17 protein-coding genes and 6 tRNA genes are annotated in these 24,378 nt (G+C 68.8%); 15 read left to right on the top strand and 8 right to left on the bottom strand.

Going from position 1 to position 24,378, the window contains the following annotated elements:
- The first annotated feature begins 10 nt into the window (after window positions 1-10).
- Genes ABD893_RS12810 through ABD893_RS12785 form a run of 6 tightly spaced genes read left to right on the top strand, consistent with a single transcriptional unit; the run spans window position 11 to window position 7,330 of the window.
- Entirely contained in the window at window positions 11-1,084 is a 1,074-nt protein-coding gene (locus ABD893_RS12810) for a copper transporter (protein WP_345080709.1), read from the top strand.
- Complete coding sequence (locus tag ABD893_RS12805; RefSeq protein WP_345080706.1) at window positions 1,081-1,923, top strand: hypothetical protein; 843 nt, start codon at window positions 1,081-1,083, stop codon at window positions 1,921-1,923. The genes ABD893_RS12810 and ABD893_RS12805 overlap by 4 nt, the downstream gene beginning before the upstream one ends.
- Window positions 1,920-3,719, top strand: coding sequence for a murein biosynthesis integral membrane protein MurJ (murJ, locus tag ABD893_RS12800; protein ID WP_345080703.1), 1,800 nt, complete (start codon window positions 1,920-1,922; stop codon window positions 3,717-3,719). The genes ABD893_RS12805 and murJ overlap by 4 nt, the downstream gene beginning before the upstream one ends.
- Window positions 3,716-4,810, top strand: a complete 1,095-nt coding sequence (locus tag ABD893_RS12795; protein WP_345080700.1) for a glycosyltransferase — start codon at window positions 3,716-3,718, stop codon at window positions 4,808-4,810. Before murJ ends, ABD893_RS12795 begins: the two co-directional genes overlap by 4 nt.
- Window positions 4,811-4,821: 11 nt before the next feature.
- Window positions 4,822-6,621 (top strand): CTP synthase, encoded by a 1,800-nt coding sequence (pyrG, locus tag ABD893_RS12790; RefSeq protein ID WP_345080697.1) that lies wholly within the window; start codon window positions 4,822-4,824, stop codon window positions 6,619-6,621.
- 4 nt (window positions 6,622-6,625) lie between these two features.
- Window positions 6,626-7,330, top strand: coding sequence for an NUDIX domain-containing protein (locus tag ABD893_RS12785; protein ID WP_345080694.1), 705 nt, complete (start codon window positions 6,626-6,628; stop codon window positions 7,328-7,330).
- Window positions 7,331-7,348: 18 nt separating this feature from the next.
- Here the strand turns inward: ABD893_RS12785 and ABD893_RS12780 are convergent, their stop codons facing one another.
- The 3 genes from ABD893_RS12780 to msrB form a co-directional block, all read right to left on the bottom strand.
- Window positions 7,349-8,566 carry a ribonuclease D gene (locus ABD893_RS12780; protein WP_345080691.1) on the bottom strand — a complete coding sequence of 406 codons (1,218 nt, stop codon included), beginning with the start codon at window positions 8,564-8,566 and terminating at the stop codon, window positions 7,349-7,351.
- Complete coding sequence (locus ABD893_RS12775) at window positions 8,563-9,234, bottom strand: DUF3000 domain-containing protein (RefSeq protein ID WP_345080688.1); 672 nt, start codon at window positions 9,232-9,234, stop codon at window positions 8,563-8,565. Before ABD893_RS12775 ends, ABD893_RS12780 begins: the two co-directional genes overlap by 4 nt.
- A gap of 68 nt (window positions 9,235-9,302) precedes the next feature.
- Window positions 9,303-9,755: a peptide-methionine (R)-S-oxide reductase MsrB gene (gene msrB / locus ABD893_RS12770; RefSeq protein WP_345080685.1), complete on the bottom strand. Its 453-nt coding sequence runs from the start codon at window positions 9,753-9,755 to the stop codon at window positions 9,303-9,305.
- Window positions 9,756-9,877: 122 nt separating this feature from the next.
- Here msrB and ABD893_RS12765 point away from each other — a divergent pair, with 122 nt between their 5' ends.
- Both ABD893_RS12765 and zapE read left to right on the top strand, forming a co-directional pair.
- Complete coding sequence (locus ABD893_RS12765; RefSeq protein ID WP_345080682.1) at window positions 9,878-11,233, top strand: alpha/beta hydrolase family protein; 1,356 nt, start codon at window positions 9,878-9,880, stop codon at window positions 11,231-11,233.
- A 30-nt stretch (window positions 11,234-11,263) separates the two neighbouring features.
- The gene (gene zapE / locus ABD893_RS12760) at window positions 11,264-12,343 is read left to right on the top strand and encodes a cell division protein ZapE (protein ID WP_345080679.1); all 1,080 of its coding nucleotides are present in this window, start codon (window positions 11,264-11,266) and stop codon (window positions 12,341-12,343) included.
- Window positions 12,344-12,420: 77 nt separating this feature from the next.
- On the opposite strand, the gene treZ is transcribed toward zapE, so the two are convergent.
- The 5 genes from treZ to ABD893_RS12735 all read right to left on the bottom strand — a co-directional run bounded on the left by treZ (window position 12,421) and on the right by ABD893_RS12735 (window position 19,433).
- Entirely contained in the window at window positions 12,421-14,214 is a 1,794-nt protein-coding gene (gene treZ / locus ABD893_RS12755; RefSeq protein ID WP_345080676.1) for a malto-oligosyltrehalose trehalohydrolase, read from the bottom strand.
- Window positions 14,211-16,793, bottom strand: coding sequence for a malto-oligosyltrehalose synthase (treY, locus tag ABD893_RS12750; RefSeq protein ID WP_345080673.1), 2,583 nt, complete (start codon window positions 16,791-16,793; stop codon window positions 14,211-14,213). The genes treZ and treY overlap by 4 nt, the downstream gene beginning before the upstream one ends.
- A gap of 67 nt (window positions 16,794-16,860) precedes the next feature.
- Entirely contained in the window at window positions 16,861-19,050 is a 2,190-nt protein-coding gene (glgX, locus tag ABD893_RS12745) for a glycogen debranching protein GlgX (RefSeq protein WP_345080670.1), read from the bottom strand.
- A gap of 205 nt (window positions 19,051-19,255) precedes the next feature.
- Window positions 19,256-19,330: transfer RNA gene (locus tag ABD893_RS12740), tRNA-Val, on the bottom strand.
- Between the two features lie 27 nt (window positions 19,331-19,357).
- Window positions 19,358-19,433: transfer RNA gene (locus ABD893_RS12735), tRNA-Gly, on the bottom strand.
- A 315-nt stretch (window positions 19,434-19,748) separates the two neighbouring features.
- On the opposite strand from ABD893_RS12735, the gene ABD893_RS12730 reads away from it, so the two are divergent.
- From ABD893_RS12730 to ABD893_RS12700, 7 genes are all read left to right on the top strand, one after another.
- Window positions 19,749-19,820: transfer RNA gene (locus ABD893_RS12730), tRNA-Val, on the top strand.
- 26 nt (window positions 19,821-19,846) lie between these two features.
- A tRNA-Gly gene (locus tag ABD893_RS12725) sits at window positions 19,847-19,919 on the top strand.
- A 59-nt stretch (window positions 19,920-19,978) separates the two neighbouring features.
- Window positions 19,979-20,049: transfer RNA gene (locus tag ABD893_RS12720), tRNA-Cys, on the top strand.
- Window positions 20,050-20,076: 27 nt separating this feature from the next.
- A tRNA-Val gene (locus ABD893_RS12715) sits at window positions 20,077-20,151 on the top strand.
- Window positions 20,152-20,314: 163 nt separating this feature from the next.
- Window positions 20,315-22,315, top strand: coding sequence for a threonine--tRNA ligase (gene thrS / locus ABD893_RS12710; protein WP_345080667.1), 2,001 nt, complete (start codon window positions 20,315-20,317; stop codon window positions 22,313-22,315).
- A complete protein-coding gene (locus ABD893_RS12705; protein WP_345080664.1) occupies window positions 22,312-22,881 on the top strand; it encodes an HIT family protein in 570 nt (189 codons plus the stop codon). The genes thrS and ABD893_RS12705 overlap by 4 nt, the downstream gene beginning before the upstream one ends.
- Window positions 22,882-22,985: 104 nt before the next feature.
- Window positions 22,986-24,263 carry a PrsW family intramembrane metalloprotease gene (locus tag ABD893_RS12700; RefSeq protein ID WP_345080661.1) on the top strand — a complete coding sequence of 426 codons (1,278 nt, stop codon included), beginning with the start codon at window positions 22,986-22,988 and terminating at the stop codon, window positions 24,261-24,263.
- The last annotated feature ends 115 nt before the right edge of the window (window positions 24,264-24,378 follow it).

Raw genomic sequence — 24,378 nt, 5'->3', positions numbered from 1 at the left:
TCTCGACCCCGTGATTGATTTCCGTTACCACCTCGTCTCCCTGATCTCCGTGTTCCTGGCGCTCGCGGTCGGCATCGTGCTCGGTGCCGGCCCGCTGCGAGAGAACCTCGGCGACCAGCTCGCCGGCCAGGTCGAGCAGCTGCGCACCGAGCAGGAACAGCTGCGCGGCGACACCGAGGAGCTCTCCGCGAAGCACGACCAGCTGGCGACGTTCATCGCAGAGCTGGGCCCGGAGCTGGTCGCCGGCACCCTCGACGGGAAGCAGGTGGCCGTGCTGACCGACGACAGCTCCACGCGATCTGGCACCGAACGCATCGTGGCCCTGCTGGAAGAGGCTGGAGTCGGATCCGCCGTGCAGATCAACCTGCTCCCCGCACTCTGGGCACCCGATGCGGAGCCGACCCGTGCGGAAGCGCTGCAGGCGATCCGCTCGATCGCCCCGGCGGTGCTGGCAGAGGATTCTGACGCGGCGCTGACCGACAGCGCTCTGCTCTCCGCCATGATCCCCATGCTGCTGCATGGAGAGGGCGATGGAGGGCTCACCCCTGAGCTGCGCACCCAGCTGTGGCAGGTGCTGATCGACCACGACCTGGTCACCGTCAACGGCGAGATGCCGGTGGCAGTCGACGGCGTGATCTATGCCAGCGCCGCTCCCGAAGAGCTCGCCGACGAGAAAGAGGACGAGCAGGTCGCGACCGAACGTGCGCAGGGCCTGCTCACCTCCCAGACCGCTCTGCTCGGGGAGCTCGCCGGAATCGGTATTCCTGCCGTGGTCTCTGCAGCCACTCCCGGCAATGACGCCTCCACCGGGATCCTGCGCACGGTGCGCGGGGACGCCGGCTTCGATGCTGTCTCGACCACTGACCGTCTCCAGGAGGCTGACGGTCCGCTGCTGTCGGTGCTCGCCCTGATCGAGCAGACCCGCGGTGGCAGCGGGGCTTACGGCACCACGGGCGATGCCGAGGATCGACTGCCTGCGCTGCCGGAGACTCAGGGACTTGAGGACCAGGCGGCTGAGCAGAACGGGGAGGGCGGCGCCGCAGAGCCTGGGACGCAGCCCTCCGATGGCGGAGGAGCAGAATGATCGACGCGCTGCGCGAGGAGCTGCGCCGCACGAACTTCGCCGGTCGCGAGGTGAGCCTCGCCGAGGGCGCGCTCGTGATCGGTGGGGTGGTCGCATTGTCCTTGCGCACAGGTCGTGCCGCGGATCCCTGTGTCCTGGCTGGCATCGGCGCTCTGGGGATGATCGATGACCTGCTCGAGCCTCACCAGCGCCGCGCGGGGAGGCCTGTCTCCAAAGGCCTGCGCGGCCACCTCGGCTCGCTGCTGGAGGGCCACCTGACCACCGGCGCCGCCAAGGCGCTCGGAATCCCTCTGCTCTCCCTCACTGGAGCGGCGGCAGCGCCCTCCCCGCGCGGAGGCGCGATGGTCCTGGCCGACGCGGCGCTGGTCGCCGGGTGCGCCAACCTCGTGAATCTCCTGGATCTGCGCCCCGGACGAGCGCTGAAGGGTGTGCTCCCTCCCGCGGCTCTGCTGCTGCTCGTCTCGGCAGAGACAGACCGTGCCCGCACCGGCAGCCGGCTCGCGCTGGCAGCCCTGCTGCCCGGAATGCTGGCACTGCCCGCCGACCTCCGCGAGCACGGAATGCTGGGAGACGCTGGCGCGAACGTGCTCGGTGCCGCCGTCGGCAGCGCCGCGACCAGGCTCCTGCCGGCCCCCGCCAGGCTTTCGCTGCTGGCAGCGGTGGTCGCGCTGACGCTCGCCAGTGAGAAGGTCAGCTTCAGCGCGGTCATCGACTCCACCGCACCGCTGCGCTGGCTGGACAGGGTGGGCCGCCGGCCTGCTCCGGCCCGGCGCTCGGCCCGGGGAGAGGCAGAGGGGCCGCCTGAGGGTCCGGCGGCGGCCGCAGAGGAGGAGCGATGAACTCGACTCCCGGACATCCCGCACCTGCGGATCCCACCCCAGCGAGTCCCTCCCCGGCGGTGAGCAGCCGCCGCAGCGGCATCACCCGCTCCGTCCTGCGCGGTGCTGGCGTGATCCTGCTGGTCACCGTCTTCGCGCGCATCGCTGGCTTCGTGCGCTATCTGGTGTTCGGGGCGAGCGTCGGCGCGGGGGACGTGGGCACCGCCTACACCACGGCGAACATGCTTCCCAACGTCCTCTTCGAGGTCGTCGCCGGTGGCGTGCTCGCCGCAGTGGTGGTGCCGTTGATCGCGGGACTGGTCCCGGAGGGGGATCCGAAGGACCATGTCGGCGCCGAGGTGAGCATGGGCCCGAAGCAGATCGGTGAGCCGGGCGTCGAAGGACACGGCCGCACCATCGACGAAGGCGTCGCACTCGTCCACCGCATCGTCTCCAGCTTGCTGACCTGGACCTTGCTGGGAACCACGTTGATGGCGGCGCTCGTGATCGCTTTCGCCGGCCCGCTCGCCCAGCTGCTGCTGGCGGCTGAGACGCCCGGCGCCGCAGGGGTGCCGCTCGGGGCGACCCTGCTGCGGATCTTCGCGCTGCAGCTGCCGCTGTACGGGCTGTCCGTGGTGCTCGCCGCGTATCTGCAGGCCCGCAAGCAGTTCCTCTGGCCCGCGATGATGCCGCTGCTGTCCTCGATCACGGTGATGATCTCCTACCGGGTCTACGCGCACCTGGTGCCTCCGGTGGCGACGGCCACGACCATTGAGCATTCCGCCGTGTGGTGGCTCGGCTGGGGCACGACTGCAGGGGTGGCCATGATGGCGCTGCCCGTGGTGGTCGTCGCGCTCCGGTCGGGGCTGCGGCTTCGCCCGACTCTGCGGATGCCGAGCGGCTTCGGCCGGCGAGCGCTGGCATTGGGTGGTGCCGGTCTCGGTGCCGTCGGCGCGCAGCAGCTGGTGCTCGCACTGGTGATGGTGCTCGCGATGCGCGCCGGGGGAGTGGGGACGCTGCCGGTCTTCCAGTACGCCCAGGCCCTTTACCTCCTTCCCTACGCCATTCTCGTGGTGCCCTTGGTCACCTCGGTGTTCCCGCATCTGTCGGAGCTGCGGCTGGTGGGTGATCGTTCCGGCTTCGCCAAGGTCGCTGCCGGGTCCGTGCGCACGGTGATGGTGGTCTCCGTGATCGGCGCCGCGATGCTGCTCGCCGCCGGGCCCGCGCTCGAGCAGTTCTTCCGCCAGATCGACAGGGCCGGGGCCACCGGGGTCGGCTCGACCACCGCGGGGCTCTCGCTGGGTCTGGTGGGCTTCGCCGTCTCCATCCAGTGCACACGCATCCTCTCTGCCGCGCTGCGGGCTCGGGACGCGCTGCTGGTCGGCTCGGTCGGCTGGCTGATCGCTGGCGTGGTGATCCTGATCATCGTGCTGCCCAGTCCGGAGCGTTCCGCGGCGGAGGCTTCGACCGCTTTCGGCATCTCGATGGCTGTGGGCATGGCGCTGGCTGGGCTGGTGGGCCTGTCGCGGATCGCGGATGTGCTCGAGCATGGGGGGCATCTGATCCCCGTGCGGCGCACTGCCTTGATGGTTCCCGTCGCGCTGCTGGGCGGCGGGATCCCCGGCCTGCTGCTCGGACGGCAGCTCGTGACCATGGACGTCGGGATGGTGGGAGCCGTGCTGATCGGCATCCTCTGCGGTCTGATCGCCGCCGTGATCGCGGCCGCGGCGATGGCTGCTGCCGATCCGGAGCTGACGCGCAGGGCGCTGCGCCGTCTGCGCGGCGGACGCTTCGGTGCGGCGAGGTCGGCCTCGTGAGGATCCTGCTGGTGCGTCCGACGGCGAGCGGCGGCCTAGCCGCGCACGTCGATCAGGAGCTGGCGCTGCTGAAGGCTGCCGGCCATGAGGTCCGTGAGGCACCGGTGCGGATCCGAGAGCGACCGGATCTGATCGAGGACCTCCGCACCGTGCGAACGCTGCGTCGACTGCTCGCGAGCTCAGAGGCCACCGCCACGCTCCACGCTCACGGACTGCGGGCCGGCGCCCTGGCCGCCGTGGCGATGTGGGGCCTGCGACGTCATCGCCTGGTCGTCACGTTGCATAACCGCACCGTCGGCTCCCGCCCCACCCGCGCCGTCGGTGCGCTTCTGCTGCGCCTGCTCGTCCGACGGGCGAATGCCGTGCTCGCGGTGTCGCCCGACCTCATCGAGACCGCTCGCAAGGCCGGGGCCGGCGACGTGCGGCACGCGATCATCCCCGCCCCGGTGCCAGATCCTGTCGAGCCGGCCGAGGCGGACAGAGCTGCCGACCCCGCCCACTCCGCGGACGGCACCACCGCCGCCGCTCCCGCAGTGCCAGGAGCGAGCGACGGCGAGAGAAGGCGCCGCCTCGAGGTCCTGGTGATCGCGCGCCTTGCCCCGCAGAAGGGATTGCACGATCTGCTGGACGCCGCCGCCCTGCTGCGCGATGGCGCTCCGGTGCTGATCCGGGTCGCAGGGGACGGTCCGCTGGCGACGGAGCTGAGCGCACGAATCGATGCTGAACAGCTCCCCGTCGAGCTGCTCGGGCGGCGGGACGACGTCCCGGCGCTGCTGTCGGCATGCGACCTGCTGGTCTCCGCGGCGCACTGGGAGGGGCAGCCGGTCTCGCTCCAGGAGGCGCTGAGGGCGGGCCGGGCGATCGTAGCCACGGATGCCGGTGGTACCCGCTGGGTCACCGCCGACGCCGCCCACCTGGTCCCAGTCAGCGACCCCGCGGCCCTCGCCGCCGCGATCACCCGGATGCAGGACCCCGCGCTGCGCAGCGCCGCCGAGCAGTCCGCACACCGCCGTGCGCTGGAGCTCCCCACGGCCGAGGATCTGCTCGCCCAGCTCGACGAGGTGCTCGCGCCAGGACCTCACCACTGGTAGATTGGGGGTCCGTGGTAGATACCAGCGCAAGCGCCCCCCAGTCCGGCCCCAGCCCCCTTCAACGACATGGGGCGGCCACAGCGGCCAAGCCCTTCAGGAACTACGGCACCACCAAGCACATCTTCGTCACCGGCGGAGTGGTCTCGAGCCTCGGCAAGGGGCTGACGGCGTCGTCGCTCGGAATGCTGCTCCGCAGCCGCGGACTGCGGGTGACGATGCAGAAGCTCGACCCGTATCTGAACGTGGACCCGGGCACGATGAACCCCTTCCAGCACGGTGAGGTGTTCGTCACCGAGGACGGCGCCGAGACCGATCTGGATATCGGACACTATGAGCGGTTCCTCGACGAGAACCTCACCGCGAACTCCAACATCACCACCGGCCAGGTCTACTCCACCGTGATCGCGAAGGAACGTCGAGGGGAGTACCTCGGCGACACCGTCCAGGTGATCCCGCACATCACTGACGCGATCAAGGCGTCGATGCGCTCCCAGGCGGGGGACGACATCGATGTGATCATCACCGAGATCGGCGGGACGGTCGGCGACATCGAATCCCAGCCGTTCCTCGAGGCGGCACGCCAGGTGCGCCAGGACGTGGGCCGGGACAGCGTGTTCTTCGTGCACGTCTCGCTGGTGCCGTTCATCGGTCCGTCCAAAGAGCTGAAGACGAAGCCCACCCAGCATTCCGTGGCGGCGCTGCGTGCGATCGGCATCCAGCCCGATGCGATCGTGCTGCGCAGCGACCGGGAGCTGCCGGCCTCGGTGAAATCGAAGATCTCCTCGATGTGCGATGTGGACCTCGACGCGGTGGTCACCTGCGCGGATGCCTCGTCGATCTACGAGATCCCGCGAGTGCTGCACGCGGAGGGACTGGACGCCTACGCCATCCGCCGTCTGGACCTGCTCAGCCACGACGTGGACTGGACGCAGTGGGAGGAGCTGCTGCAGCGGGTCCATCACCCCGACTACGAGGTCAGCGTCGCCCTGGTCGGAAAGTACGTCGACCTGCCGGACGCCTATCTCTCGGTCACCGAGGCGCTGCGGTCCGGTGGCTTCCATCACCGCACGAAGGTGAACCTGCGCTGGGTCGAATCCGACCTCTGCACCAGCCCCGACGGCGCTGCGGAGCAGCTCAAGGGAGTCGACGCGATCGTCGTGCCCGGAGGGTTCGGAGTACGGGGAGTCGACGGCAAGATCGGCGCTCTCCATCACGCACGCACCCACGGCATCCCTGCACTGGGGCTGTGCTTGGGAATGCAGTCGATGGTCATCGAATACGCCCGTCACGAGCTCGCCCTGGCGGATGCTCACTCCACCGAATTCGATCCGGGCACCGCCCACCCCGTGATCGCCACCATGGCCGAACAGGCCGAGATCGTCTCCGGACACGGCGATCTGGGCGGCACGATGCGCCTGGGCTCCTACGAGCACTCGCTGGTCGAGGGTTCGCTCGCCGCCCGCACCTACGGCTCCACCACGGTCTCTGAACGCCACCGCCACCGCTTCGAGGTCGCCAACGCCTATCGCGCATCGCTCGAACAGGCAGGGCTGCGGATCTCGGGCACCACGCTGACCGAGGACGGGCACAGCCTCGTCGAGTTCGTCGAGCTCGACCCCGAGGTGCACCCCTTCTATATCGGCACCCAGGCACACCCGGAGCTCAAGTCCCGTCCGACCCGCGCCCACCCGTTGTTCGCCGGGCTGATCGGTGCTGCAGTCGAGCTGCAGAAGGCGACTCGGCTGCTGGAGGTCACTCCGGAACTGGCCGATGCCGGTCAGAACGTCGATGACACGACCACGGAGGAATGAACAGATGACTGACCAGACTCCCGGCTCTGCCGAGAACAGCAGCAGCGTGCACGCCACCGGCGAGCACGTCACCGAGCCGCCCTTGCGAGACCTGCCCGACAGGCGCCCGGTCGCGGTGCATCGGCGGCTGCACGACGGCATGGTGTGGGATCTGGTGCGGGACACCGTCGATTTCGCGGAGGGGGTGCGCTTCGACCGCGAATACCTCTGGCATACCGGGGCCGTGGCCGTGCTCGCCGTCGATGACCAGGATCGGGTGCTGATGATCCGGCAGTACCGGCATCCGGTAGGTCACTCCCTCTGGGAGATTCCTGCCGGTCTGCTCGACCTGGAGGGGGAGGCGCCGCACATCGCCGCGGCGCGGGAGCTCGCCGAGGAGACCGGCTACGAGCCCGGGCAGATGCAGACACTGGTGGATCTGCGGCCCAGCCCCGGAGGCAGCGATGAGGTGATCCGCGTGTATCTCGCCTCGGGCGTGCGGCCCAGCTCTGAGGACTTCGAACGCACCCATGAGGAAGCAGAGCTGATCAGCCGTTGGGTGCCGCTGTCCGAGGCTGTGTCCGCGGTGCTCGAGGGGCGGATCACCAACGGCACCACGGTCTCCGCGCTGCTGGCTCTGCAGGTCCTGCGCAGTGCCGCCGCCGGCGGGGGAGAAACATCGCTGCGCGCCGCTGATGCTCCGTTCATGGAGCGTCCCGGGCGGGACTGAGCCCGGACTGCCTCGGCGTCAGTCCTGCTCGGCGAGCGATTCCTGCTCGGTGAGTGCCCGGTGCACCACCGGCGCGGCCTGCTCGACCTGCCACGGCCGGGCGCCGAGCGCCGCGAGCTGTTCGGCGACCTCGGACTCCGCCGGTGCCTGCTCGTGCTCCCACACCCACTGGCGCAGCAACGCGGGCTGGAGCAGGTTCTCCGGCGGCATCTCCAGGTCCTCGGCGCGCTCACCGACCGCCGTGCGCACCAGCAGGTAGCGTTCCGCGACCTCGGGGTGCTTCTTGGACCACAGCTTGTGGGGCGGAGGATAGGAGCGCTCGCTGCGCTCTGGCAGGTGGGCGGGCGGCAGCTCGATCCCGGTACGTGCCGCCTGCCACCAGGTGTCCTTGCGGCGCAGTTTCGCGGGCAGGGCGCGGTCGAAGGCCTCGCGACCCCGGGGCGCCTCTTTCGCGGCGGCGACGATGTCCCGATCCCTGATCACCCGGTGAGGGGAGAGGTCCTCGACGCTCGCGAGCTGATCGCGACGGCTCCACATCTCTCGAGCCGCCGCGAGCTGCCGGGTGGTGCGAAGTGCGCCCAGGCCGTGCAGGCCCCGCCAGCTGGAAGAACGGGTGGGACCATGCTCGCGGGTGCGCTCGTGCTCGAACTCCTGGCGCGCCCAGTCCTCCTTGCCCGCCGCGCGCAGACGCTCGATCAGGACGTCACGGACCTCCACGAGCACCTCCACATCGAGGGCCGCATAGCTCAGCCACCCTTCCGGAAGCGGGCGCCTGGACCAGTCCGCCGCGGAGTGCTCCTTGGCAAGATGCAGTCCCAGGGTTTCCTCGACGACCGCACCGAGTCCCACCCGCTCCATCCCCAGCAATCGGGCGGCGAGCTCGGTGTCGAAGAGCGAGGCCGGGTGCAGGCCCAGCTCCGCGAGGCTCGGCAGGTCCTGGCCTGCCGCATGCAGCACCCATTCCCTGCTCCCCAGCAGGGTGATCAGGGTGCCCGGCATCGGGAATGCGAGCGGATCGATCAGCGCAGTACCCGCCGCTTCGGTGCGCAGCTGGATCAGATAGGCCCGAGAGCTGTAGCGGTAGCTCGAGGCACGCTCGGCGTCCACCGAGATCGGTTCGTCGGGCGCGGCGGCGGCAGCTTCGCACCAGGCCAGGAGCGGCTGGATGCGGTCGATCACGGGCACGAGACCGTCGCGCGGAGCTTTCAGGTCCTGGAGCACAGGGGAGTCCGTCACCGGGCGCCACCGGCTTCCTCGGGACGCGGGGCTCTCGCACGGTGGGTGGGAGCGATCGGGGCGATGTGCGGCGGCGCCGGGGGGAGCCCTCCGGCTGCGGCGAGCATCGCGGTCCAGGCGGCGAAGTGGGGTTCCAGATCGATCGCCGGCTGATCGTCCTGCCCGGAGTCCTGCGGCGCACCGGAAGCGGCAGATGCCACCATCGGTTCGGGAGTCCAGGACACCCGCATCTCGACGTCCACGGTGGAGGCGCGTGAGGCGAGTGCCCCGTAGGACTGGGAGACCACCCGCGTGGCGGTGCAGCCCAGCTCCCGGGCCTCGGCGTCGTGGAGCTCGAGGGACTCGGTGACCCAGGACCAGGCGACGTCTCCGAGCATCGCCTCGACCGCGAACTCGGGTTCGAGCTGAGCTTGGACCAGGGCGACCATCCGATAGGTGCCGTCCCAGGATTCCTGCCCGGCGGGGTCATGCAGGACCACCAGGCGACCGGAGGCGAGCTCGTCGTCGTGCACCAGGATCTCTCCGGTGCAGGCCCACGTCGACGGGGCCATCCGCGACGGTGCGGGGATGGTGCGCCAACTGAACTCGGAGCGCTGAGGAGCATCGGTCATGGCGTCGATGGTGGCACGGAAGGTGTCATCGCTGGAGCGGATTCGATGGACGGACACGAGGGGAGGCTATCCGCGGGGTGACCTCGCACTCGGCAGGCGCGCCGAGATCACCCCGCCCTGCGGGGTCACGCGGGGTCGACGTCGCCCGGGGTCGCGTCATCGCTGTGGACCAGGCTGATCGAGTTGATGCAGTACCGCTGGTCCGTCGGGGTCGCGAAACCCTCACCCTCGAAGACGTGGCCGAGGTGCGAGCCGCAGCCGGCACAGCGCACCTCGATGCGACGCATCCCCAGGGAGACGTCCTCGATCAGCTCCACGGCGTCGGAGTCCGTGGGCGCGTAGAAGGCGGGCCAGCCGCAGTGGGCGTCGAACTGAGTGGTCGCGGTGAACAGCTCCGCGCCGCAGCCCTTGCAGGCGTAGGTGCCAGCCGAGCGGACCTCTTCATACTCGCCCGTGCCGGGGCGCTCGGTGCCGCCCTCGCGGAGGACCTGATATTCACCAGGGGAGAGGCGCTCGCGCCACTCGAGATCGCTGACGGAGATCGGGTACGGACGGGTGCCGATAGGTTCGGTGGACATCTGGAAGCCTCCGATTCTGCGATGCCCGAGGGCATCGCTCGCACGAGCTGGCGATCGCTCGTGAAGGATGGTGAACGAGGTGTTCACAGTGTCGATCCTAGCCCGCGGATAGGATGCGCGGTATGACGCGCGACCTACCCCGGACCCGCCCGACCACTGGCTCGATCGGCCGCTACCTGCCCCGCCCTCATCGTCCCGACCAGGCGCGATGGCCGGAGGTAGCGGTATATGGGGCCATCGGTGCGGCGTCGATGTTCGCGCTCAGCGCAGGCCTGCTCACCGCGGGCGCGCGAGTGATGGCCAGGCTGCCCCTGGTGCCCCGCGAGACCCTGCGCGGCCGCCGTGATGTGGCCGTGCGCGCGGTGTATCCGGATCGGGTACATCTGGACGACACCAAGGTCACCCGCCGCGGTGGCGTGCTCGCCCTCCGCCAGGGCGGCGGCGCCGTGCACGTGCGGCTGGGACCGGTGAACGGACAGCCGACGCCGACCACCGTCTCTCGCCCGCGATGGGCCGCCGACACGGCCGAGCCGCTCGAGGCCGACGGCGCCGCGAGCAACGGCTTCTTCTGGGCCGGAACGCCGCAGACCGCGCACGGCTTGGCCACGGAGGAAGTCCAGATCGACTCGCCGGTGGGACACATGCCCGCCTGGCTGGTCCGGCCCGAGACGGCCCACGGCTCCGCCGGCGGCCAGGAGGACACCTGGGCGATCCTCATCCACGGACACGGCTCAGCGCGCGGCGAGGCGCTCCGGGTGATCCCGCTGCTGCACAGACTGGGGCTGACCAGCCTGACGATCACCTATCGCAATGATGTCGGCGCGCCGCCGTCCGCTGACCGCATGCACCATCTGGGAGCTGCTGAGTGGGAGGACACCGAAGCGGCGATCGACTATGCGCTGGCGCAGGGAGCACGTCGGATCGTGCTGGTGGGATGGTCGATGGGTGGTGGCATCGCGCTGCGCACGTCCGTGCGCTCCGTGCATCGCGACCGCATCGCCGCGCTGGTGCTCGACTCCCCGGCGGTGGACTGGCAGGACATCCTGATCCATCATGCGACGTCGCTCAAAGCCCCCGCGCCCATGCGGCAGCTCGGCCTGTGGATGATGACCTCCCAGTTCGGCGCCTGGATGGTGCGCCTGCACGAGCCGCTCGCACTGGATGAGATGACACCCCCGTACTACGCCGAGCGCCTCACGCATCCCACCCTCCTCTTCCATGCCCTGGATGACGAGACGGTGCCGCCGGAGCCCAGTCGGGAACTCGCCGCGCTGCGTCCCGACCTCATCGACTTCGTCCCCTTCGAGGGCGCCTCGCACACCCGGGAGTGGAATCGCGACCCGGCTCGCTATGAACGGCGGCTCGCGGACTACCTGGTGCAGGTGCTGGGACTGGAGGAGTCCGTAGGCACGATCGAGGTACCGGTGCGCGATCCCGCAGCGCCCGCTCTCGAAGGATCGATCGGGCTCCGGCTCTGAACGACCGGGACGGCACCTAGACTGACCGGCGTGACCGATGCATTGAGCGACCGCCGGCCAGCGCCCACCCTCGAGCGCCTGCTCGCAGATCTGGTGCCGCCGCCGAGGTTCGCCCGGGCGCGGCTGGAGAACTACGTTCCGGATCCAGCGTTCCCCTCCCAGGAGGAAGCCAAGCAGCGCATCACCGCCTTCGCCGCTGAGCTCGGACGGCCGCGCGGCGGTTTCCTGGCCCGCCTGCGCCGGAAGCCGGCACCCGCGCTCGGCATATACCTCGACGGCGGCTTCGGCGTCGGCAAGACCCACCTGCTCACCTCCCTGTTCCATGCGGTCGACGGGGCGCGCGTCTATGGCACCTTCGTGGAGTACACCGATCTGGTGGGAGCGCTCGGATTCCAGAAGGCGGTCGACCTGCTGAGCGAATCGCAGCTGGTGTGCATCGACGAGTTCGAGCTCGATGATCCCGGGGACACCCTGCTGATGACCCGCCTGATCCGCGAGCTCTCCGATCGCGGTGTCGCGATCGTCGCCACCTCGAACACCCTCCCGGACGCGCTCGGTGAGGGTCGCTTCGCCGCTCAGGACTTCCTGCGGGAGATCCAGGCCATGGCCGAGCGGTTCCAGGTGCTGCGGATCGACGGCGAGGACTACCGACGACGTGATGGGGTCACCGAGATCCACGTTCTCGCTGAAAAGGAGGTGGCTGAGCACGCCCAGACCACACCGGGGGCGACGCTCGACGACTTCGACCCGTTGCTGGAGCACCTCAGCACGGTGCATCCCTCCCGTTATGGCGCCATGATCGATGAGGTCTCCAGCGCCCACCTCACCGGCATGCACGGGCTCACCCGCCATCACGACGCCCTGAGGTTCGTGGTCCTGGTGGACCGGCTGTACGACCGTGAGGTGCCGGCCCTGGTCGCTCTCGAGCCGGGTGGCGCCGGTGCACGGGTCAGCGACGACGCACCCTCCGTGCTCAGCGATCTGTTCTCCGCCGAGCTGCTGCGCAGCGGCTATCGCAAGAAGTACCTGCGCTCGCTCTCCCGGCTCGCCTCACTCGCGAATGACGGCGCAGGACTGCTGCGGACGAGCGAGGGCGACGCCGCCTCCTGATCTGCGCAGGCGGCGGCGAGACGTCGTACGGCGACAGCTCAGCCGGCGGTCACAGGCGCGGGCCTCAGCCCCGGGTCTCAGCCGTCTGCGAGGGGTCTCAGCACCACTGCCCCGGGTCCGGACATCGTCAGGGTGCCGTCCGTCGTGCGGTCCACCTCGCCGAAGCTGGCAAGGATCTCGGTCGCGCGAGGGCCTGCAGCCAGCGGGCCCGGACCCCGATGCGCGAGCACGGCGAGCTCCCCTCGGTGCACCAGCACGGTCTCCTCGGCAAGCACCTCGACCCGGGTGCGGCGAAGATCCGGGTCGTGGAGGTCCGCATGCTCCCGGCGCAGGGAGATCAGTGCGCGGTACCACTGGAGCATCCGGGCGTGGCCGTCCTGTTCCCGTTCCTCCCAGCGCAGCATCGAGGACTCGAAGGTCGCTCGTGACTGCGGGTCCGGGACCTGCTCGGCCCAGCCCATGGCGGCGAACTCCGCGACCCGCCCAGCGCTCACCAGGGCTCCCAGCTCGTCATCATGGTCGGTGAAGTAGGCGAAGGAGGTCGAAGCCGCCCACTCCTCGCCCTGGAACAGCATCGGCGTACCCGGGCCCAGCAGGATCAGAGCGATCGCTGCGGCCTGCTGCGAGGGGTCGAGGCCATGGTGGATGCGGTCCCCGCTCGCGCGGTTGCCCACCTGGTCATGGTTCTGCAGGAAGGTCACGAAGGAGTGAGCGTCGTAGTCCGCGGACGCCGGATCCACGGCAGCTCCCCACACCGCATCGCGGAACGTGGAGAAAGTGCCCGCATGCAGGAAGACTCGCTGCAGCACGTCGGCGAGCGCCTCCGCGCTCCCGAAGTCTCCGTAATAGCCCGCCCGCTCACCGGTGATCCAGGCGTGCACGCCGTGGTGGACGTCATCGGCCCATTGCATGTCCATGCCGAGGCCCCCGGTGATGGTGGGGGTGACCGTGGCCGGGTCGTTGCGGTCCGATTCTGCGATCAGAGTCAGCTCACGGCCGGTCTCCGCCTCCCAGGCGGCGACTGCCTCGGCGAGCTCTGCCAGGAAGTGCTGCGGGGAGTCATCCTGCAGCTCGTGGACGGCATCCAGGCGCAGCCCGTCCAGGCCCACCTCCACCAGCCACTGCCGGACGCTGCCCAGCAGGAAGTCGCGCACCTGGCGGGAGCCCGGCTGGTCGAGGTTGACGGCCTCGCCCCACGGGGTCTCGTGCTGGTCGGTGAAGTAGGGGCCGAACATGCCCAGGTAGTTCCCGGAGGGCCCGAGATGGTTGTGGACCACATCGAGCAGCACCGCCAGTCCGCGGGAGTGCGCGGCCTCGACGAAGCGCGCCAGTCCGGCATGCCCGCCATAGGCGGCATGGACCGCATACAGGCCCACGCCGTCATAGCCCCAGCCGCGATCACCCGGGAAGGTCGCCACCGGCAGCAGCTCGATCGCATCGACGCCCAGCTCCACCAGCGCGTCGAGCCGCTCGATGGCGGAATCGAAGGTGCCTCCGCTCCCGTCCGGCCCGGACGTGAAGGTGCCGACGTGAAGTTCGTAGAGCACCCGGCCGCGCAGGCTCCGACCTTCCCAGGACGTTGCGGAGCGCAGCTGCCGAGGATCGAGCACCTCGCTGTCGCCATGGACGCCGTCCGGTTGGGACAGGGACCGCGGATCGGGCAGCCACAGCTGCCCCTGATCGAGTCGGAAGGCATAGCGGGCTCCGGGCGCTGCAGTCACGCCGGGCAGCTGGAACCAGCCCTCGGCGCTGGCGCTCATCGGGTGCACCACCCCGTCGATCCGCACCTCCACGGAGTGGGCGGCCGGGGCCCACAGCTCGAAGCGGTCGTAGCGGCGGGTGTCTTGACTCTTCGCCGAAGCGGTGGTCATCGCGACTCCTCGGTTCCTGTGGTGCGGACCAGCAGTGCGACGGGCCAGGCGTCGAGCAGTTCGCCGAGGGCCACCTGACCGCCGTCGAACTCGGCTCCGCTGAGCGCGTCCCGCCAGTGTCCGAGCGGCAGCGCGATCCAGCTGTCTCCCCAGCCGCCGCGCTGTGCGAGCCCATGAGCGAGTCGGGTGACGACGGTGACGACCTCGACGTTCCCGTCCGCGGCCGCTCGACCGAAGGCGACCGCATGCCCCGTGGTGGTGGGCAGCGGGTGATAGGTCGCGTCCCGTCCTTGGAAGAGTTCGGGACGCGCCCTGCGCAGCACCAGTGCACGGTGAGTGAGCCAGAGCTTCTCGTCGGCGATCCCGTCGGGTCCGGCGCCATCGATCATCCGTGCCAGCCGCTCCTCATGGAGGGCGTGGTCCACGGGGCGCCGGTTGTCGGGGTCCACGAGGGAGAGGTCGATTGATTCGTTGCCCTGGTACACATCCGGTACCCCGGGCATCGTCAGCTGCACCAGCTTCTGCCCGAGGATCGCGCTGCGCTGAGCCGCGGCGGTGCGGCGGGTCCAGTCGGTGAGGATGCGCTGCACCTCGGTGGATTCCAGCGCCGTCCGACCCAGAGCCAGCACCTGCTGCTCATAGTCCGCATCCTGTTCGGTCCAGGTGGTGAAGCTCTTCGCCTCCCGCATGGACTTGAGCAGATATCCCTCGAGCCGCTCCGCGCTCAGCGGCGCGGCAGAGGAGCCGGGAAGCTCCCAGCAGCCGGCGAGGGTCTGCCAGAGGAGCAGCTCGATCGCCCCATCGACCCGGTCGCCGCGCTGGTCGGCGGTGGCCCGGTCAAGATCCTGGACCACCAGTGCCCATTCCAGCGGCTGTTCGGTGAGCACTGCGAGCCGTGCCCGGACATCCTCGCTGCGCTTGGTGTCATGCGTGGACAAGGTGGTCATCGCATCGGGACGGTTGAGCACCATCGACAGCGCATGGTCATGCAGCTGGTCCGGCTCGACTCCGATCCGGTCCGGATCTGCGCCGACCTCGTTGACGGGGAGGAAGCGGGTGTAGCGATAGAAGGCGGTGTCCTCGAGCCCCTTGGCGTGGACCGGACCGCAGGTCTGTGCGAAGCGCACCACCACCTCGTCCCGCTCCGCGCTGCGAGTGCGGCCCGCGCTGCCCACCTCGTCTCCGCAGACCAGGGCGAGGACGGTCTCCAGGGTGGTCACCACGTCCTCGTCCTCACCGAGCCGTTGCCGCGCACGTGCCGCGGCCTGCTCGAGGACGGCGCGCTCGGAGCCGGGGGCCGGCTCGCCGGGGACGATGTAGGCGCGGTAGCGGTCCATCGAGCCCAGCAGCGCGACGATCACCTTCTGCAGGTTCCGACGGGTGGTGTCGCGCAGGCGGATGTCCTCCTGGCAGATGCGGTGGATCAGGCTGGTCAGCCGTTCGACCTCCGCCCATAGGCTGGTGGAGATGATCAGGTCCGTCGACTCCTCGGCGACTTCCTCGAAGGGCTGCTGGTCCCCGGTGCGTCGCTGCCACAGATGCGTCAGCCCGATCGCGCCGTGCGGGTCATGGAAGAGTCCTCCGACCCGCCAGAGGGCGTCGTATCCGGTGGTCCCCGCGCACGGGAAGTCGCCGGGCAGCTGTTCCTCCCCTTCGAGGATCTTCTCCACCACGGTCCAGGCCCCGCCGGTGGCGCTCTCGAGGTCACGCAGATAGCCGCGGGGATCGGCCAGACCATCGGGGTGATCGATGCGGTAGCCGTCGATCACCCCTTCACCCTGCAGGCGCAGCAGCGTCGCGTGGGTCGCCTCGAACACGTGCGGAAGCTCGACCTGGAGTCCGGCGAGGGTGTCGACGTCGAAGAAGCGCCGGTAGTTCAGCTCCTCGTCGGAGACCTTCCAGTAGGCCAGGCGATACCACTGCCGCTCGAGCAGATCCGTCAGGCCCAGATGCTCGGTGCCCGCAGCGACCGGGAGCACATGGTCGAAGTAGCGCACCACGGTCTCCACCGCGGTGGTGCCATCGGCCTGGGGAATCTCCTCCGGGCCCACGGAGATCTCCCCGTCGGCCAGAACCGCACCGATGGTCCGGCCGAGAACGGGCACCAGGATGGACAGCTCGGCCGAGGGGTCCAGGTCGAACCAGTCGGCGAAGGGGGAGCGAGGCCCATCGCGCAGCACCGACCACAGCGCCCGGTTGTGCCAGATCGGGGTGGGGATCGCCATGTGGTTGGGCACCACGTCGACGATCAGTCCCATCCCATGGGCATGGGCTGTATCAGCCAGTCGGCGCAGCGCCTCCTCTCCGCCGATCTCCTCGCTGATCCGGGAATGGTCCACCACGTCATAGCCATGGGTGGACCCGGGCGCCGCCTGGAGCACGGGAGAGCAGAACAGGTGCCCCACCCCGAGCCGGGCGAGGTACGGGACCACTGCGGCGGCGTCGTCGGCGGTGAAGCCCTCGTGCAGCTGCAACCGGTAGGTGGAGGTCGGGATGGGCCGGATGGCGCGCAGGGCACCGGTCGTGGTCGCGGACTCGCGCCCCCGGGCGGCGGGACGGTGGACGGTATCGGTGCTCACGGGTCGATGCTCTCCTTCATCACGGCCCCGGAGCCTCGTCGCTGCCCCGGGGCAGGGCGAAACGGTCTCAGGCGCGGTTGGGGCGGATCTCTCCCTGCTCGTCGCGGTTCTCCCGCGGGGCGGCAGCTTCCTCACCCTGATCCTCCTCCAACGGCGGGCGCAGCAGGATGAGCAGAGAATGGGCCGGCCGGCTGATCGTCTGGCCGGCCTCGAGCTGATCCCCGATGTCGATCGTGCCGCCGGTGCCCAGCTCGACCTTCCACTCCGAGCCGTGCTCGGCCGAGGGCAGGGTGAAGTCCACAGGATTGCCGGAGGCGTTGAACATCACCAGCGCAGAGTCATCGATGATGCGTTCGCCGCGAAGGTTCGGTTCGGGGATCGCGGAGCCGTTGAGGAACATGGTCAGGCACTTGTTCTGGGGATCGTTCCAGTCCTCGTCGGTCATCAGCGCCCCGTCGGTGCCGATCCAGACCACGTCTGCGAGCGGGGAGTCAGCCTCGTCGCGCACCACTCCCTTCAGAAAGCGGCGGCGCCGGAAGATCGGATGCTCCTTCCGCAGGGTGATCATCTGCTGGGTGAACCAGAGCATCTCCATCTCGAACTGGTTCAGCTCCCAGTCCATCCACGACAGCTCGTTGTCCTGGCAGTAGGTGTTGTTGTTGCCGTTCTGGGTGCGGCCCATCTCATCGCCGTGCAGGATCATCGGCACACCCTGGCTCAGCAGCAGCGTGGCCATCAGGTTCTTGGCACGGCGCAGGCGCAGCTCGCGCACCTCCAGGTCCTCGGTCGGCCCCTCGACACCGGAGTTCCAGGAGCGGTTGTGGCTCTCGCCGTCCTTCCCGTCCTCCCCGTTGGCGTCGTTGTGGCGATCGTTGTACGAGACCAGGTCCCGCATCGTGAAGCCGTCGTGGGCGGTCACGAAGTTGATCGAGGCGATCGGGGTGCGGCCGGTGTGCTGGTAGAGGTCGGAGCTGCCCGCCAGGCGCGAGGTGAAGTCCCCGATCGTGCCCGGCTCGGACCGGTGGAAGTCCCGCACCGTGTCGCGGTACTTGCCGTTCCACTCCGACCACAGGGGTGGGAAGCCGCCCACCTGATAGCCGCCCTCGCCCAGATCCCAGGGCTCGGCGATGAGCTTCACCTGGGAGATCACCGGGTCCTGCTGGATGATGTCGAAGAATGCCGAGAGGCGATCCACCTCGTGCAGCTCTCGGGCCAGAGTGGAGGCCAGATCGAAGCGGAAGCCGTCCACATGCATCTCGGTGACCCAGTAGCGCAGCGAGTCCATGATCAGCTGGAGCACATGCGGGGTCCGCATGAGCAACGAGTTCCCGGTGCCGGTGGTGTCGTAGTAGTGGGCCTTGTCCTCTTCGACCAGGCGGTAGTAGGCGGCGTTGTCAATGCCGCGGAAACACAGGGTGGGACCCATCTGGTTGCCCTCAGCGGTGTGGTTGTAGACCACGTCGAGGATCACCTCGATGTCTGCCTCGTGGAGGTTCTTGACCATCTGCTTGAACTCCTGGACCTGCTGGCCCAGCTCCCCGGCGTGCGCGTACTCGTTGTGCGGGGCGAAGAAGCCGATGGTGTTGTAGCCCCAGTAGTTGCGCATGCCCTTCTCGACCAGGTGGCCGTCCTGCACGAACTGATGGACCGGCATCAGCTCGACCGCGGTGACTCCCAGCTCCTTGAGGTGATCGATGATCGCCGGGTGGCCCATCGCGACATAGCTGCCCCGGATGTCCTCGTCGATGTCCGGATGGAGCATCGTCAGGCCCTTGATGTGCGCCTCGTAGATCACGGTGTCGTGGTACTCATGCGCCGGCGGGTGATCGTTTCCCCAGTCGAAGAAGGGGGAGACGACCACCGAATGCATGGTGTGCTCGGCGGAGTCGTCGGTGTTGCGGGCCTCGTGGTCCTCGAAGTCGTAGCTGTAGAGCGAGGGGTGATTGCTCGCCATCCCGGCGATGGCCTTCGCGTACGGGTCCAGCAGGAGCTTCGAGGGATCGCAGCGATGACCAGCGGCGAGGTCGTAGGGGCCGTGCACCCGGAAGCCGTAGCGCTGGCCCGGCTGCACCGATGGCAGGTAGATGTGCCAGACGTAGGCGTCGACTTCGGTGATGTCGACCCGGCGCTCGGAGCCGTCCTCGGCGATCAGGCATAGCTCGACGCGTTCCGCCACCTCCGAGAAGAGGGCGAAGTTGGTGCCCGAGCCGTCGAAGGTGGCACCCAGGGGGTAGGACTGTCCGGTCCAGATCTGCATGCCCTCAGAGTAGACGGCTTCTGCGCAGACGGGACCCGGATGCGAGGCTCGCGCTCGGGATATCGCATCGCTGATCTGACGGGTCCATCGCGCGACCCAGGGCTGCACTCTCCGAACAGCGGTGGGCAGGGTGCGGTGCACGGGGAGAAAGGGTCGAGCCGTGGAATGACGAAAGGCCCCCTCGGAGCTCCGAGGGGGCCTTTCGTGGTGGGCGATACTGGGATCGAACCAGTGACCTCTTCCGTGTCAGGGAAGCGCGCTACCGCTGCGCCAATCGCCCGGTGCGTCCGAAGACGCGGGGGAGGGATGGAGCGGACGACCGGATTCGAACCGGCGACCCTCACCTTGGCAAGGTGATGCTCTACCAACTGAGCTACGTCCGCACATCGGCTGGGCCGACGAAGGAAAACACTATTCCGCTCCGGTCTGCTTCGCAAATGCTGAGACCCCACAGTGTCCGAGGTCACCGCGATATCCACTCCTGCAGCGCGCGCGGTGGAGGGCGGATGCTGCGACGGGATGGGTGTGGCGGTGAGGCGGAGGTCGACTCCTGTGCGGCCTGTCGAGAAGGAGGAGGGCTCTCGTGCGACGCCGCCCTGAAGTCTGCCAGGATGTAGGTCACACCCGGTTCGGTCCGGGGTGCTCCGGAAACCATGTAAGATTCTTCTGGTCCACTCGAGAGGGTGGCCAGCACCTTCGGGCGATTGGCGCAGGGGTAGCGCGCTTCCTTCACACGGAAGAGGTCACTGGTTCGATCCCAGTATCGCCCACGGCAGGATCTTCGGATCCGTGTCATGCGGACGTAGCTCAGTTGGTAGAGCATCACCTTGCCAAGGTGAGGGTCGCCGGTTCGAATCCGGTCGTCCGCTCTGGAAGCGGCGCATTCGACGATCGTCGGGAGCGCCTTTTCCTTTGGTGTGGCATACCCGGTGGGTTGGCCGAGTGGTTAGGCAACGGCCTGCAAAGCCGTGTACACGGGTTCGAATCCCGTACCCACCTCCGCCGGTATCTTCATGGTGCCGACTTGGGCGATTGGCGCAGCGGTAGCGCGCTTCCCTGACACGGAAGAGGTCACTGGTTCGATCCCAGTATCGCCCACCACATGAGAAGAGCCCTGGTCCCTCGGACCAGGGCTCTTCTGCTTCTCACTGTCTGCCCTTCCCTCGCCGGGGAGGTTGCGCGCCTGCGCCGGCCGTGGGCCGCTAACATCATCCGTGGAGCCGGCATCGTCGGCCGGCTCGACCCGAACACAAGGAGCACTCCCGTGGCCCAGATCGCCATCACCCTCGACGGATCGTCCCAGCACATCGATGAGGGGACCACGGGTGCCGAGCTGTTCGCAGACGCCGCATCGATCGTCGCCCTGCGCATCGACGGCGAACTGCGAGACCTGGATACCGCCCTCACCGCAGAGCAGGTCGTCGAAGCCGTCGACATCTCCAGCCCGGATGGGCTGTCGATCCTCCGTCACAGCGCTGCCCACGTGCTCGCCCAGGCGGTGCAGAAGACGAACCCCGAGGCGAAGCTCGGCATCGGTCCGCCGATCACCGACGGCTTCTACTACGACTTCGATGTCGTCGAGCCGTTCACCCCCGAGTCGCTCAAGACGCTCGAGAAGGAGATGAACCGGATCATCAAGTCCGGTCAGCGCTTCGTGCGCCGCGAGATCACCGACGACGCCGCCCGCGTCGAGGAGTCTGCTGAGCCCTACAAGCTCGAGCTGATCGGGCTGAAGTCGAACGCCGGCGATGCTGCCGAGGGCGCCAGCGTCGAGGTCGGTGAGGGCGGGCTGACCATGTATGACAACGTCGACAAGAAGGGCCAGACGGTCTGGACCGATCTGTGCCGCGGCCCGCACCTGCCCACCACCAAGCTGATCGGCAACGGCTTCGCGCTCACCCGTTCCGCCGCCGCCTACTGGCGCGGCAGCGAGAAGAACCCGATGCTGCAGCGGGTCTACGGCACCGCCTGGCCGTCCAAGGATGAGCTGCGTGCGCACCAGGAGCGGATCGCCGAGGCCGAGCGCCGCGACCACCGCCGGCTCGGCAATGAGCTGGACCTCTTCTCCTTCCCCGACGAGATCGGCTCCGGGCTGCCGGTGTTCCATCCCAAGGGCGCGATGATCAAGATGGAGATGGAGGACTACTCCCGCCGCCGCCATGTCGAGGCCGGCTACTCCTTCGTCTCCACCCCGCACATCACCAAGAAGAACCTCTTCGAGACCTCCAAGCACCTCGAGTGGTATGCCGACGGCATGTACCCCCCGATGCACGTGGACGAAGAGGTCGATGCGGACGGCAACATCACCAAGCAGGGCCAGGACTATTACCTCAAGCCCATGAACTGCCCGATGCACAACCTCATCTACAGCTCGCGCGGCCGCTCCTACCGCGAGCTGCCGATGCGGCTCTTCGAGTTCGGCAGCGTGTACCGCTACGAGAAGTCCGGCGTGGTGCATGGCCTGACCCGCGCCCGAGGCTTCACTCAGGACGACGCGCACATCTACACCACCCGTGAGCAGATGCGCGAGGAGATCGCCTCGACCCTCGACTTCGTCCTGGGGCTGCTGAAGGACTACGGCCTGGACGACTTCTACCTGGAGCTGTCCACCCGTGACCCCGAGAAGTCCGTCGGTGATGACAGCACCTGGGAGGAGGCGACCCGCACTCTCGAAGAGGTCGCCACCGCCTCCGGCCTGGACCTGGTCCCGGACCCGGGCGGCGCCGCCTTCTACGGCCCGAAGATCTCTGTGCAGGCGAAGGACGCGATCGGCCGTACCTGGCAGCTGTCCACCATCCAGCTCGACTTCTTCGAGCCGGAGCTGTTCGAGCTCGAATACACCGCCTCCGACGGCTCGCGCCAGCGTCCGGTGATGATCCACCGCGCGCTGTTCGGCTCGATCGAGCGGTTCTTCGGCGTGCTCCTGGAGCATTACGCCGGGGCGTTCCCGGTGTGGCTGGCGCCGGTGCAGGTCGTCGGGATCCCGGTCGCCGCGGAGTACGTGCCCTACCTCGAGGAGGTGGCCGCGAAGCTTCGCGCTCACGGCATCCGGGTCGAGGTCGATTCCTCGGACGACCGCATGCAGAAGAAGATCCGCACCCACACCAAGGAGAAGGTGCCCTACCTGCTCATCGCCGGCGGTGAGGACCAGGAGAAGGGCGCGGTCTCCTTCCGCATGCGCGACGGAAGCCAGGACAACGGCATCGACGTCGACACCGCGGTCCAGCGGATCATCGAGGCCGTGGCGACGAAGGCCCAGGTGTGAGCTCGGATCCCGAGCTGAGCGACGAGCCCGTCGTCGAGGACGCCCGCGATTTCGCGGGCGTCCCCGACGACACCCAGCGGCTGTGGACTCCGCACCGGATGGCCTACATCGGCGGGGAGAACAAGCCCGAGGATCCCCACGACGACCAGCAGTGCCCGTTCTGCGCCGCTCCGCAGCGTTCCGACGAGGAGGCGCTGATCGTCCATCGGGGCGAGCGCGCCTATGTGATCCTGAACCTCTATCCGTACAACGCCGGCCACCTGCTGGTGTGCCCGTTCCGGCACGTCTCGGACTACACCGACCTGGATGAGGCCGAGGTGCTCGAGGTCGCCGAACTCACCCGGACAGCGATGCGCGTGATCCGTGCGGTGTCGAGGCCGGCGGGGTTCAATCTCGGCATGAATCAGGGCGAGGTGGCGGGGGCCGGGATCGCCGCCCACCTCCATCAGCACGTGGTGCCGCGCTGGCCGGGCGATGCCAACTTCCTGCCCATTGTCGCGCGCACGAAGGCAGTTCCGATACTGCTTGCGGACACCCGCCGGCTGTACGCCGACGCGTGGCCCTGAGCTACCATGACCGAGGCCGTGCCGATGCTGAACCGTGATGCCTCCGGACAGCGGACGCAGCGGCCGCACCGACCGGGGGAGAGGCGGGACCGACCGTGACGAGCATGACCGGCGCTCCACCCCACGCGGCCCCGCCGTCCCGCTCGGGCGACCCCTACGGCTATGACGTCGAGCGGGTGGATCCTCGAGCTCCCGGGCAGATGGGGGAGGGGAAGTCACTGCGCACGAAGCGGCGACGCCCCTGGGTGCGCTGGGTCCTGTTCGCGCTGTCCTTCCTCGGGCTCGCGGTCTCGGCGCTGGCGCTGTACTTCTTCGTCATCCTCCCGCTGGGGTTCGGCACCTCGCTGGTCGCCTTCACCGCAGCCCTGGTTCCGGTGGCTCTGGTCCTCGGAGCGGTCTGGTGGATCGATCGTTATACCCCACAACCTCGGATGTCGCTCGTCTACGCCTTCGCCTGGGGAGCCATCGGTTCGGTCCTGCTGACCCTCTGGTTCGGCGGGTACTTCACGTCCTGGATCACCCCGACGGAGACCAACCAGCTGATCGATTCGTTCCTGGGCGCTGTGATCCAGGCGCCGGTGATCGAAGAGGGCATGAAGAGCGCCGGGATGATCGGCCTGCTGATCTGGGGGCGCCGCTATATCGCCGGCCCGATCGACGGCGTGGTCTACGCGGCGCTGATCGCCGGAGGTTTCGCCTTCACCGAGAACATCCTCTACTTCGGCAATTCGTTCCACCAGGCGCAGGCCGCTGGTGAGATCGCGGTCTTCTGGCAGACGTTCTTCCTGCGCGGTGTCCTCTCACCCTTCGCCCACGTCTCCTTCACCGCCCTCTGCGGCTTGGGCCTGGGGATCGCCGCTGAACGACGATCGCTGATGCTCTACTTCGGACTCGGTGCAGGCGGCCTGTCGCTGGGCATGGTGCTGCATGCGCTCTGGAACGGTTCGACCTTCTTCATCCCGGTCGACCCCGCGGAGCCCATGGCGGGCTTCCTGCGCTACTACGTGACGGTGCAGGTGCCCATCTTCGTGCTGCTGGTGGCGATCGTGCTCTTCCTGCGGTTGCGGGAGAAGCGCATCCTGCGTCGCCAGCTCGCGGAATACGGAAGGGCCGGCTGGTTCTCCCCCGACGAGGTGGAGCTGCTGGTCTCGATGCGGGCTCGCCGACGCGCCGAGCGCTGGGCAGCGCGTCACGGGGCCGTTTCCCGCATGGCGATGCGTGATCTGATCCGCAGCTCGATCGCGCTCGGCATCGAACGGCACAGCGTGCTGTTCGGGAAGCCGGGCACGAAGACACGGGCGCGCGAGCGCGAGCTCCTCGAGACGATCACTGCCGACCGCCGTCTGATCGGCTCGCTCACCGCGCCCGTCGTGCGGGGCTGAACAGGTCCCGTCGGCCGCCGTGCGGGGCCCCGGGGCCGCGTCCCCTGGGCCCGTTCTGGGAGCATTCCCGCCCTGGCCTAGAATGGGATGGCAATTCGCCGCCGTTCGGCGGCAG

Origin of the sequence: Brachybacterium paraconglomeratum (assembly GCF_039541415.1) — a bacterium.
GTDB classification, from domain to species: Bacteria; Actinomycetota; Actinomycetes; order Actinomycetales; family Dermabacteraceae; genus Brachybacterium; species Brachybacterium paraconglomeratum_A.
Note: the sequence above shows the minus strand (reverse complement) of the source record. Positions and strands in the feature narration are given on the sequence as shown.